11 protein-coding genes, 1 tRNA gene and 1 pseudogene are annotated in these 11,953 nt (G+C 63.7%); 5 read left to right on the top strand and 8 right to left on the bottom strand.

The genetic code is table 11. From position 1 onward, the window contains the following. Together EN893_RS05075 and EN893_RS05070 are read left to right on the top strand one after the other, a co-directional pair. Window positions 1-440 (top strand): annotated as a pseudogene (locus EN893_RS05075) (hypothetical protein); the annotation flags it as partial. Window positions 441-448: 8 nt separating this feature from the next. After that, window positions 449-685 (top strand): sulfurtransferase TusA family protein, encoded by a 237-nt coding sequence (locus tag EN893_RS05070; RefSeq protein WP_164748663.1) that lies wholly within the window; start codon window positions 449-451, stop codon window positions 683-685. Window positions 686-694: 9 nt separating this feature from the next. Here EN893_RS05070 and EN893_RS05065 read toward each other — a convergent pair whose 3' ends face one another. Both EN893_RS05065 and EN893_RS05060 read right to left on the bottom strand, forming a co-directional pair. Then, complete coding sequence (locus EN893_RS05065; RefSeq protein ID WP_128361434.1) at window positions 695-1,819, bottom strand: GTP-binding protein; 1,125 nt, start codon at window positions 1,817-1,819, stop codon at window positions 695-697. A 3-nt stretch (window positions 1,820-1,822) separates the two neighbouring features. Then, window positions 1,823-2,986: a D-alanyl-D-alanine carboxypeptidase family protein gene (locus EN893_RS05060; RefSeq protein ID WP_127266676.1), complete on the bottom strand. Its 1,164-nt coding sequence runs from the start codon at window positions 2,984-2,986 to the stop codon at window positions 1,823-1,825. A gap of 216 nt (window positions 2,987-3,202) precedes the next feature. On the opposite strand from EN893_RS05060, the gene EN893_RS05055 reads away from it, so the two are divergent. The 3 genes from EN893_RS05055 (at window position 3,203) to EN893_RS39005 (ending at window position 6,752) form a co-directional block, all read left to right on the top strand. Beyond that, window positions 3,203-4,366: a M20 aminoacylase family protein gene (locus EN893_RS05055; protein WP_127266677.1), complete on the top strand. Its 1,164-nt coding sequence runs from the start codon at window positions 3,203-3,205 to the stop codon at window positions 4,364-4,366. A gap of 83 nt (window positions 4,367-4,449) precedes the next feature. Continuing rightward, window positions 4,450-4,526: transfer RNA gene (locus EN893_RS05050), tRNA-Arg, on the top strand. 567 nt (window positions 4,527-5,093) lie between these two features. Then, complete coding sequence (locus tag EN893_RS39005) at window positions 5,094-6,752, top strand: hypothetical protein (RefSeq protein ID WP_245490798.1); 1,659 nt, start codon at window positions 5,094-5,096, stop codon at window positions 6,750-6,752. Window positions 6,753-7,019: 267 nt separating this feature from the next. Here the strand turns inward: EN893_RS39005 and EN893_RS37960 are convergent, their stop codons facing one another. The 6 genes from EN893_RS37960 to EN893_RS05015 form a co-directional block, all read right to left on the bottom strand. Continuing rightward, complete coding sequence (locus EN893_RS37960; protein ID WP_164750860.1) at window positions 7,020-7,214, bottom strand: hypothetical protein; 195 nt, start codon at window positions 7,212-7,214, stop codon at window positions 7,020-7,022. A gap of 425 nt (window positions 7,215-7,639) precedes the next feature. Beyond that, window positions 7,640-7,993, bottom strand: coding sequence for a cupin domain-containing protein (locus EN893_RS05035; protein WP_127266678.1), 354 nt, complete (start codon window positions 7,991-7,993; stop codon window positions 7,640-7,642). 340 nt (window positions 7,994-8,333) lie between these two features. Further along, complete coding sequence (locus EN893_RS05030; RefSeq protein WP_128361433.1) at window positions 8,334-9,227, bottom strand: sugar phosphate isomerase/epimerase; 894 nt, start codon at window positions 9,225-9,227, stop codon at window positions 8,334-8,336. 97 nt (window positions 9,228-9,324) lie between these two features. Continuing rightward, window positions 9,325-10,263: an ABC transporter substrate-binding protein gene (locus tag EN893_RS05025; RefSeq protein WP_027038073.1), complete on the bottom strand. Its 939-nt coding sequence runs from the start codon at window positions 10,261-10,263 to the stop codon at window positions 9,325-9,327. A gap of 76 nt (window positions 10,264-10,339) precedes the next feature. After that, window positions 10,340-11,338, bottom strand: a complete 999-nt coding sequence (locus tag EN893_RS05020; protein ID WP_127266680.1) for a ribose ABC transporter permease — start codon at window positions 11,336-11,338, stop codon at window positions 10,340-10,342. Next, window positions 11,335-11,953: ATP-binding cassette domain-containing protein (locus tag EN893_RS05015; RefSeq protein ID WP_164900721.1), on the bottom strand; the 619-nt coding region annotated here is incomplete at its 5' end. The genes EN893_RS05015 and EN893_RS05020, both read right to left, overlap by 4 nt.

Here is an 11,953-nt window from a genome sequence, read left to right as displayed (position 1 = left end):
AGCCGACCATTGCCGGCATCAAGGAAGCCAGCATCGTTTCCGACTGGTCCAAGCGCCGCGCACGCGGCGAACGCGTGCCGATCGATCCGCCGTCGCTCAACAATGACGGCTCGGTCACCGAGACGGCGCGCATGGGCCGCATCGATTCGCCTGCCGGCCGCAAGATGGCGGCCCTCGACGCCGAAAAGGCGGCCAAGCAGAAGGCCGAGGAGCAGAGGCTGGCTGCCATAGAGGCGGCCAAGCAAGCCAAGGAAGCCGCCAAGGCTCAGGCTCTGGCCGAAAAGGAGGCCGAAAAGGCCGCCAAGGAAGCCCCCGTCGCCACCGCGACCATCGCGGCCCCTTCGGAAGCGGCACCGATGGCTGAGACGCAAGCGGCGAGTGCCGACGAGAGCCGCGTGACGAAGCTGAAGAACAAGCTGCTCGGCATGTTCGGCGGTTGATTTCGCCCGTGGATGATCGCGCCGCTATTTATGACCTCAAGGGGCTGAACTGCCCCTTGCCCGTGCTCAAGGCCAAGAAGCGCCTGGCGGGGATGCAACCGGGCAGCCGGCTCTGGCTGGAGACCACCGACCCGCTGGCCGTCATCGACATTCCGGCATTCTGTTCGGAGAGCGGCCACCAGTTGATTGAAACGGCGGCGGTCTCCGGCGGCCATCGCTTCCTGGTCGAGTGCGGCGCGCCGTAATCGTGGGAGCTACCGCCCGGCAATCGCCAGCGGGTTGTTTTCCAGCGCGGCGCGATCGGGCGTGTCGATCGACGGCCGGTTGGTGAAGGCGGCGAACAGCCTGCGGATATAATCTTCGGGCATATCGAGCGTGATCAGCACCAGCCGCGTGCCGCGCTGGCCATCTGGCCAGGACGGCAATTGCACCGGCGGATGCAGTATCTTCTGCACGCCATGGATCACCAAAGGCCGCGACGGGTCTTCCCTGAGCTCGATGACGCCCTTCATGCGCAGCAGGCGCTCGCCATGTGTCGAGCGCAGCAGGTCGAGGAACATCTCGATCGCCGAAAACGGCACCGGGCCGTCATGCACCAGCGAATAGGAACGCACCCGCGAATCGTGGCGATGACCGTGGTCATGGCCATGTTCGTGATCATGCCCATCATGGTGATCATGATCATGATGGTGATGATCATGAGCGGCTTCCTCGCCCAGCCAGCGCCGCACATCGGCGGATTTGGTTGCCGGGTTGTAGAGGCCGCCATCAAACAGCGCCGCCACGCCTGTCCCCGTGTCACCGGCATCGAGCAGTTCGGCGCCCGGATTGATCTGCCGCAGGCGCGCCCGAAGCATTTCCAACTCATTGGGATCGGCGACCAGATCGGCTTTGCTGAGCACGATGCGATCGGCGACGGCAGCCTGCTTGACCGCCTCGACATGGGCGTCGAGCGTGGCGTTGCCGTTGACGGCATCGACCAGCGTGATGACGCCGTCGAGCCGGAAGGCCTGGATCAGCGCCGGATGCGCCATGATCGACTGCAGCACCGGCGCCGGGTCGGCAAGGCCGGTGGTCTCGACGATGACGCGGGCAAGCCGGGCGATGCGGCCGGTCTGCAGCCGGTCGACCAGGTCGGCCAGCGTGTCGACCAGTTCGCCGCGCACCGTGCAGCAAAGGCAGCCGTCCGAAAGCTGGATGATGCCGTCGGAAGACTGCTCGACCAGCAAATGGTCGATCGCCACCTCGCCGAACTCGTTGATGATTACCGCCGTGTCGGCCAGCGCCGGATCCTTGAGCAGCCGGTTGAGCAGCGTCGTCTTGCCGGCGCCTAGGAAGCCGGTCAGCACCGAGACGGGGATCGGGAAGCCGCTGCCCATTGGCTAGTTCGCAACCTTGGCCGGCTGGTCGCCCTGCGCGGCGGAGCCGGCAATCTTCGGGCCTGCGCCGGCCGGTGCCGGCCTGTCGGGCCGCCAGCTCGGGATCGGCACATCGGCATATTCCTGACCGCCCCGGTCGAGGATGGCCTTCGGCGCCGGACCGGTGGCGCCGCCAAGGCCGACGGCAACCAGCGTCGGCACATGGTCGAGCTTTTCCTGATAGGGCGATTTCGGCACGTCCTTGGCGACGACCGGCGGCGCCTCCGACTGCTCCTGCGGCGTCTTCTTCTTGCAGACCTCGTCCTTCATGTCGTTGGGCGAGACCGTGTCGCCATAGGGCGCCAGCGTGGTGACGGTGGCCGAGCCGGCGGCAGGCGCGTCAAAACCTTGATCGAGCAGTTTTGCCGCGGTCTCGGCACGTGTGACCGCCGATTTCTCGCCAAGCACCACCGCGACCAGCGTGCGCCCGTTGCGGGTCGCCGAACCGATCATGTTGAAGCCGGAAGGGCAGACAAAGCCGGTCTTCATGCCATCGGCGCCGGGATAACGGCCAATCAAGAGATTGTAGTTGGGGATAGCCTTCTTGCCGACGGCAAGGCCTTCGATCGAGAACCACGGCGCATATTGCGGAAATTCGCGGCGGATCGCCATCACCAGCACGGCGAGGTCGCGCGCCGTCGTGTACTGATCCGGCGAATAGAGCCCGTTCGGATTGACGAAATGCGTGCCGTTCATGCCGAGCCGGGTCGCTTCGGCGTTCATCCGGTCGGCAAAGGCCGCCTGCGAACCGCCGACATTTTCGCCCACCGCCATGGCGATGTCGTTGGCCGATTTGACCAGCATCATCTTCAGCGCGTTGTCGAGTCGCATCACCGAGCCCGGCTTGAAGCCCATCTTGCTTGGCGGCTCGGCGGCGGAGTGTTTGGTCACCTTGATCGGCGAATCAAGCTGAACCTCGCCGGCGGCGATCGCCCGAAAGGTGACATAAGCGGTCATCAGCTTGCTCAGCGATGCCGGATACCAGCGCTTGAACGCGTCCTGATGCTGCAGGATCTTGCCGCTGCCGAGATCGAATACGACCACCGGATTGGCCAGCGCCGGCCCGGCCACGACCGACAGCGCGATTGTGCCAACCGAGAATAGTTTGAGGAAATGCCTGTACCGCATGATCAAATCCGAAATCGCCTCTTGCCGTAGTCGCCCCTGGCTCCGTAAGATTTCGTTACGCGATCGCCAGCATGATTGGTCCGACCCTCAAAAACCGGACCGCATCGTTGCGGTGCTATTTACCCTATGTGACGCCAAGATGGCAAAGTGCCTGGCGATCACAATTGCAAGGCAGCGGACGACACCCGCCTGTCCCAACAGCGAGATGGAACCATCATGCCAATCCTGAACCGTGCCGCCGAAATGCAGGACGAAGTTGCCGGCTGGCGCCAGCATCTGCACCAGACGCCAGAACTGAACTTCGACGTCTTCAAGACCGCCGCCTTCGTCACCGAGAAGCTGAAGGCTTTCGGCTGCGACGATGTGGTCACCGGCCTCGGCAAGACCGGCGTCGTCGGCGTCATCCGCGGCCGCCAGGGCGAAGGCCCCACCATCGGCCTGCGCGCCGATATGGACGCGCTGCCGCTCAACGAGATCACAGGCAAATCCTACGCCTCGACCATCCCCGGCAAGATGCACGCCTGCGGCCATGACGGCCACACGGCGATGCTGCTGGGCGCGGCCAAATACCTCGCCGAGACGCGCAACTTCACCGGTTCCGTGGCGGTGATCTTCCAGCCGGCCGAAGAGGGCGGCGGCGGCGGCAACGAGATGGTCAAGGACGGCATGATGGAGCGTTTCGACATCTCAAGGGTGTTCGGCATGCACAACATGCCGGGCCTGCCCGTCGGGCAGTTCGCCATCCGCCCGGGCCCGATCATGGCGGCGACCGCCGAGTTCACCATCACCGTGCGCGGCAAGGGCGGCCACGCGGCGATGCCGCACGGCACGATCGACCCGATCGTCATCACCAGCCAACTGGTCGGCGCCTTGCAGACGATCGCCTCGCGCAGCACCGATCCGGTCGAGGCCGTGGTGGTGTCGGTGACCAAGTTCCACGCCGGTGACGCCTACAACATCATCCCCGAAACCGCTGAAATCGCCGGCACCGTGCGCACCTTGCGCAAGGAGATCGCCAAGAAGTCCGAAGAGCGCATCCGCAGCATATGCGACGGGCTGGCGACCGCGTTCGGGGCAAAGATCGAGGTCGACTACCAGGCAAATTATCCCGTGACCTTCAACCACGCGGAAGAGACGGTGTTTGCCGGTGATGTCGCGATGAGTGTCGCCGGCGACGCCCATGTCCACCGCGGCATCCAGCCGGTGATGGGCGGCGAGGATTTCTCCTACATGCTCGAAGCCCGCCCCGGCGCCTTCATCTTCATCGGCAATGGCGACACCGCCGGTCTCCACAACCCGGCCTACGACTTCAACGACGAGGTCATCCCGCACGGCATGAGCTACTGGGTGAAACTGGCGGAAACCGCGCTGGCCGCCTGACGACGGCAGCGCAAAGCCGGCCGAATTGCCATCGGCCGGCCTCTTGGCGAAACGATCCGAAGCGGCTATGTGTCTGGCCGCGTGGTCCCGTAGCTCAGTAGGATAGAGCGGCAGATTCCTAATCTGTAGGTCACAGGTTCGATTCCTGTCGGGATCACCACGCATTTTCACCAGCTTAGCAACTGACGTCGTACTTTTCGCGAAACAGTACGACGAATTCTAATTTCGCCGGGAATGCATCGCCGAACAATCCAGCTTCGCTCCGAAGAGCGGGCACTACAATGGCCCTTTTGTCTGGCCGAAGGCTGCCGGCAGGATCATTGCGAGGTGATGGTTGACCGTGGTGCGCTGTGACCTAGCTTAAGTTCATGATGGACAGTCAAGAGCCGGGAAGTGGCTTGTCCGCACCGGCGAACTCTCGCGAGGTTGATATGCAGAGGCGCAAATCGGCGTCTCAGGGCCCCGCATGTGTCCTTGGTCGGGCATTGCCCGCCAAGGAATATCAACTGCGGCGATCTATCAGCGCGCGACCGGCGCCCCGCCATCCGCAACAATTCGCAAGTACCAGAAGGATCCCGACGAAAGCGACGTTTCGAGGGCGGTAAGCCTTGGCCAAAACCAAGGCGGATGACCAGACATCGCTTTACGAACTTGACGATACACCCCAGAACGCACGGGCACGGCAATGCCAAATTATCTTGCCGAAATGTATGCAAACGACGTAAATTTGGCCATTCTGATCGCAGTGGTGACGCTTGCATCGGTGGGCGTCTATCTTGTGCTCCGGCGTATCCTTGCCGCGGTGCGACGACGCCGCCTTGCAGCGTTTGACGAAGGCAGATCCGGTATCGCCGACGAGGCTTCTTGGGAATGGGAAAGCCCGGCCGGACTTGTCGCCGGACCTGCTTCTTCCAAGGCTGCCAACCCCTTGCATGCGGTCGGCCTGGATGTTCGGGCTCAAAATACCAACTACTCTCGGTTCGGAGTGCGAATCGAGCATTTCGCCGCGACATCCGAACCCAGCGGGAGCTCGTTAGTGACCGGTGCTCCTGCACCGAACAGTGTGCAGTCTGGCCGGCTTGCAGCATCCATCAGCGCGATCGCGGAACGTGGGAAGCGGATTTGCGGGTCGGCATGGGACCAATTGCGCCATAGAGCTTCACCGCCAAAAATTGCTCCGTTGGCCTATGCTGCGGATCGCGGTTTGAATTTCACAGCGCAGATGGGAGATCCCGACCCGGCCATGGCGCCTGCCTCAAACCCTGTCGTTCGCAGGCCGATCGTTCTTGTATCGCGCTTGGGTCTCGCCGCCATTTGTCTGGCCGCGCCGATTGGCTATGCGATGACGAGACAAATCTGGGTCGAAAGCGCTTCCGCCATCTCGCAAACCCAAGACCAGGCCCAGCGAGCCCTTTCGCGCCCGTTAGGACCTCAGGCGAGTGCCGAATTGCTTGGCCCGGATCTCACGGCTAACCAGGCGCAAGCCGGCACGGATCGTGCTCAGGCTGCCGCTGCGAGACAATTGGCCGACCAGGAGCACCGGGCGGCGGAAGGCGAGCGTACCAGGAGCGCCGCTCTGCAGGGAGCGCTCCTCGAGGCGAGCAAGCAGATCCACACGCTGAGGGCAAGCATGGCAGCTGCCGATGACGCGCGCGAGGAGCGGTTGCGCAATGAACTCGCGGCGGCCCGCACTCTTGACGCGTTGCGGCGCATTGCGGGAGATGCCCGCACGATGCTGAGCGAGGCCACCAGCTATGTCCTTGAGGAGATGCCCGCTGCTCATCTCGAGCAGGAGCAGGCCCAAAGGCAGGCGCGCGATTTATCGCAAGCGCGCGTCCAAATTGAACAGCTTCAGACCGAGGCCGCCGAGGATCGCGCCACGGCCAAGGCTTCACTGGCGCAGGCGAGCGGCATGCTCGACGACGAACGCCGGAAGGCGGAGCTGCTTCGTGGCGATCTCGCCGAAGCGAAACTGGCCAATGCCGCACTCATGAAGCGTACGGCCGCGGCTGAGCAGGAACGGACCGACGCGGTCACAGCGAGACAACAGGTGGAGCGGACCGCAGCTGACACGGAGCGAACGCTCGCACGAGAACGCGCTGCAGCAGCAGCGGCCGTTGAGGAGTTGAAAGAAGCTCGCGTCGAGCGCCAGGCGGCTGAACTGGAGCGAGCCAAAGCAGTCTCAGCGAAAGAGCGTGCCGAGCAGGCCGCAACCGAGACGGCACAGGCTCTGGCACGGGAACGTACTACAGCTGTCATGAATCGTGAGGATCTCGACAGAGCACGCATCGAGCGCGAAGCCGCCGCCCAAGCTCTTTTGGTGCGTGTCGCTAAGCTTCAGGAGGCTCTGGACGAGCAACGCGAGGCCGCACATAGTCGATGCTGACCTCGATAGGGGCCGAGATCGTCGCCCGACTCAACTGATGTACGACGCCCGCGCTGGCGACGCGCACGCTGGTCGCCCCAAACGGAGCGGCGGCCGACTCGATGGCATCATGGCAGGCCCGAACGACTTTATCCGGGACGCCCGGCAACGCCTCGGTTCGGCTGACTGTTGATTGAGTGTTGCTGTCGCTGGGAGGCTGGAGAGCGGCCGGCAGGTCGAGCGACTGTCCGCCCCTTGCGGACGCAACAGCAGTAGCGGTGGCCGGACCTACCGTCCCCGGGGCTGCCGCAGTGCCGCTTGTGCTGGTCTCGCCGTCGTCCGCCGACGAACTGGAGCCGCCGGGGTCATCGCCAGTCCCTTTCTGCGAGCCGCCGTGGTTGCCGCCGGCGTCATGACCTCCGCCGCCACCATGGCCACCAGAACCATGGCCGCCGTTGCCATGCCCTCCGCCTTGCTGACCACCGGTTGCAGCTCCTGCGCAAACTACGGCGATCGAGCAAGCTAAGACGAAATACGCACAGGTGAATCCACGCGATTGACGCACGACGACCTCCATGGATGCGTCGGTCCAACCGTCTTTCCGCGGCGTGCAGTCAGAACGGCCGAACCGCCGCTGCCCCCGAGGCAACCTAGCGATTGCCGCGCCCCCGAAAGAACTAGGGGATCGATCCGGTGTATCAAGGATATTTGGCTGGTAAGCGCCGATGAGAGATCGCTTGGCTGGCGAGTGCCGTATCATTCACGTCGAGGCCGACCGTGGATGACGCCGCAGACGCCTTCATGACCCAATGACCGGAGTCCGGGGAGTGGCCTGGCCGAGGCCCGGGCGAATGCAGAGATCAGCTCCGCCATGGCGAACCATGGCGGGCCAGACGGATCACCCCGCCTCAGCCAACCCTGACGACAAAATGCTTCGTCACCGGCTCGATGATCTTCCAGGTTCCCTTGAAATCGGCTTCCACCACGAAGGCATCGCCGGGACCGACCTCGACCGGTGTGCCGCCGTCCGGCGTGATGATGATGCGGCCGGCGATCATGTGCACGAACTCGTAGTCGGTATAGGTCGCGTGGTAGGTACCGGGCGTCGCGCGCCAGGTGCCCGACAGCACCTTGCCGTCCTCGGTCGTGTGCTGGACGGCGGTTTGCATGGTCGGCTTGCCCTCGACGACGATCCAGCCAGCCAGATCGCCGGCGTCCGCGTGTTCGACGGTGCCGAATTTGAGGATTGTCTCGCGTGTCATGTGCTGGGCTCCGTTTGGTGGATTGCGTGGCGTTGTTTGCCTGGCCGGTCAAATAACCGATGCACCTGCCGCGAGCAATGCCGGCGCCATACGGCCGGCACCTTGGCTGACGGTGCATCAAACAAAAAACCCGCCTGTGCGGCGGGTCACTGGCGCAAATCAGCACCATAAGCAAATATGTACCATAGCTGAGGTCACCGAGTCAAGAAAAAATTCCTATCTCGGAAAAACTGGCGGCACAAAAGCTACCAACACCGGCTACCACGAGGCTTTTTGTTAATCTGAGTTCGGAGCCCTGCCCTGCGGCGCACGCCGCGTCCTTCGGCTCTCGACGGGCGGGTCAGGGTTTGTGCCGCGCCGAGACGAGTTCCGCCTTGCGCCTTGCCGTCTCCATTCCCAGACCGATGAAAGCACGCGCGTGCTTGGCCAGCGCCATGTTGTCCGTCCAGAGATTGCGCCAGATCGCGGTCTTCTTCGACAGGTTCTCATCGACGATTTCCGAAGAGAAGGATTCGAAGCTGAGGTCGTCGCTGTAGCCGATAGCAGTCAGCGCATCGAAGATCGCGGCGAAATCGATATTGCCGGTGCCGAGGAAGCCGCGATGGCTTTCGCCGATATGGACATAGCCGATCTTATCGGCGGCATGACGGATGGCCAGCCCGACATCGGCCTCCTCGATGTTCATGTGGAAGGTGTCGAGATGCAGGAAGATGTTGTCCGAGCCTGTGTCCTCGATGAAGGCCAGCCCTTGCGCGGCGGTGTTGAGCAGATTGCTTTCGAAGCGGTTGACGATCTCGAGGTTGAGCGTGACGCCGGCCGCCTTGGCTGTCTCGGCAACCTTGGCCAGCGTGCCGGCACTGCGCTGCCATTGAGCGCGCGTCGGCGCCTCGACCTGCAATCCGTGGCTGGTCGAGAGAATGCCGGCGACCTTCCGGCCGCCGAGATCGCGCGTCAGCGCGATGGTGTCGTTGAGGATTTCGACGCCGCGCGCGGCAATCGCCTCGTCGGCGCTCGAAATGTCGCCATCAGCAGGCAATCCGATGCTGATCGCGACGCCGAGGCCAAGATCGGCGATGCGCCTGGCAAGCCCGCCGATGTCGACATTGGCGGGATCGAGATAGGAGAATTCGATGAGGTCGAAGCCGGCCTCCCTGGTGTTGGCCAGCGTGCGCTCGAGATCGGCCTGGGCCGAGCCCGCCGACCAGACGAAAGAATGGATTCCAATACGCGACATCATCGTCTCCGGTGCTGCGCATCGACCCCATTGGGGAACCGATGCCTGGACAAGACGTGCGGCCGGGTGATCCCGGCCGCACGCTGCTGAGGGACGTTTAGCGGGCCGCGGTCCAGCCCTTGTAGTCCTTCAGGTTCTCGGCCGTGATCAGCTTCGGGTCGAGCAGCACGGTCGGCTCCGCCGGCTTCTTGCCGGCCAGCAGTTCGGCCGCCATCGTCAGTGACTGGCCGGCCATCACGTAAGGATCCTGCGAGGCCGAGGCCTTGATCATCGAGGTGCCGGAGGAGAGTTCCTTCTCGATATCGGGCGCGCCGTCGACGGCGGTGAAGATGAATTCCGAACGGTTGAGCTGCTTGGCCGCAAGCTGGGCGCCGATCGCCGTCGGGTCATTGATGGCAAACACCGCATCGATCTTGTCGAAGCGGGTGAGCAGCGACTGGAACACCTTCAGGCCGCCGTCGCGCGAGCCTTCGGCATTCTGGTCGTCGGAGAGGATCTTGATGTCGGGATGCTGCGCCAGCACGTTCTTGCAGCCCTTCACCCGCTCCAGGATCGAGGACGATGCCGGTCCGTTGAGGATGACGTAGTCGCCCTTGCCGCCGGTGTGGTCGACCAGGTACTGGCAGGCCTCTTCGCCGGCCTTGACGTTGTTGGTCATCACGGTGACGTCGGCGCCCGGCGCCGAAACGTCGAAGGCGGCAACGACGATACCCGCGGCTTGCGCCTTCTTCACCGCCGGCGCGATCGCCTTGGCGTCGACGGCATTGAGCATGATCACGTCGACGCCGGCGGCGATGAACGAATCGACCTGCGAGACCTGCTTGTTGAGGTCATAGTCGGCCGATACCGAGGTCACCTCGACCTTCGGGTTGATCTTCTTGGCCGCGTCCTCGATGCCCTTGATGGTGGCGACGAAGAAGGGATTGCCGAGCAGGCCGACCGAGATACCGACCTTGTTGAGGTCCTTGGCCGAAGCAGGCGCGATGGCGAGCGACGCGAGTGCGACGCCGCAGAGCAGTTTGGCGATGGTCTTCATTGCTTTCCTCCGATTGCCCCGCGCCTCTCACGGTGCGTTACACAAACCGGTCGTTGACGCCGGCGACTAAGGTCAATCACGTTCTTGCTCCTGCCTGGAGCCTGTAGCGGTCGAGGGCGACCGCCACGATGATGACCAATCCCTTGATGATGTACTGCCAGATGTCGGAGACACCGGCCAAGATGAGCCCATTGGAGAGCACCGCGATGATCAGGCCGCCGATCAGCGTACCCCAGATCGAGCCGACGCCGCCGACGAAGCTGGTGCCGCCGAGGATGACCGCAGCAATGGCGTCGAGTTCGTAGGATTGCCCGAGCTGCAAGCCGTTGGCTGCGTAGAGCCGGGCCGCCGACATGGCGCCGCCAAGACCGGCCAGCAGGCCGGAAACGCCATAGACGAAGAGCAGCACCAGCGGCACCTTGATACCGGTCAGCCGCGCCGCTTCGGCATTGCCGCCGACGGCATAGATCCAGGTGCCGAGCACGGTGCGCTTGAGCACCAGCCAGGACAGCACCACCACCGACAGCGCGATGATGACCAGCCACGGAATGCCGAACAGCGAACCGTTGCCGATGAAATCGAACGGCAGGTCCGAGTTGAACACCGTGGTGTCCTGGCCGAGCAGGCGGGCGACACCGCGCACCGCGGTCAGCGAACCCAGCGTGACGATGAAGGGCGGCAGCTTGATGTAGGCGATGAGCAGCCCGTTGATGAGGCCGAAGCCGAGGCCGACCAGAATGGCCGCCGGCACGCCGAGCAAACCCCAGTCCGGCACCAGCGACACCATCACCGCCACCATCGCCGATGCGGCGAGGATGGCGCCGACGGACAGGTCGATACCGCCGGTCAAGATGACGAAGGTCATGCCGGCCGCCAACACGATGTTGATCGACGACTGCTGGGTGACGATCAGAAGATTGGTCTCGGTCAGGAAGCGCGGGTTCAGGAACTGGAAGCCGGCCGCCAGCAGGATCAGCACCGGCAGCATGCCGAGGGCAGCGAAAGCCGTGCGCAAACGTCGGCTTGTGCCGGTGGCCTGGCCGCCTGCGCTGATCTCGGTCGCCTTGTCGGTCATTGCTGAGCCGCTCCTGTTGCAAGTTCCATGATTTTCTCCTGGCTTAGCGGTTCGCCTTGCGATGCCGTCACCTCGCCCGATATCGTACCGTCGCGCATCACCAGCACGCGGTCGGCGACGCCGATCACCTCGGGCAGTTCGCTGGAGATCATCAGGATGGCAATGCCCTGTTTGGCGAGATTGTCGATCAGCCGGTAGATTTCCGATTTCGCCCCGACATCGACGCCGCGGGTCGGCTCGTCCAGGATGACGACCTTCGGCTCGGTTTCGAGCAGGCGGGCGAGCAGCACCTTCTGCTGGTTGCCGCCCGACAGCGAGCCGGCATTGGCCTGCACCGAACTGGTGCGGATGGAGAGATCGGCAACAGCCTTGGAAGCGCGCCTTTCGGCGGTCGCGAAGTCGCGCAAGCCGCCGGCGCGCGAATCCCGCGCCAGCACGCCCATGCTGATGTTGTCGGAAATCGACATGTCGAGGAACAGGCCAAGTTCCTTGCGGTCCTCGGTCAGATAGGCGATGCCGGCATCGAGCGCCTCGCGCGGCGAGCCGATGGAGATCGTTTTGCCGTCGAGTTCCAGCGTGCCTGACACGCGCCTGTCGGCGCCGAAGATCAGCCGC

Source organism: Mesorhizobium sp. M7A.F.Ca.CA.004.04.2.1, assembly GCF_004022825.1.
GTDB lineage: Bacteria > Pseudomonadota > Alphaproteobacteria > Rhizobiales > Rhizobiaceae > Mesorhizobium.
This window is presented reverse-complemented; position numbering and strand designations above follow the sequence as displayed.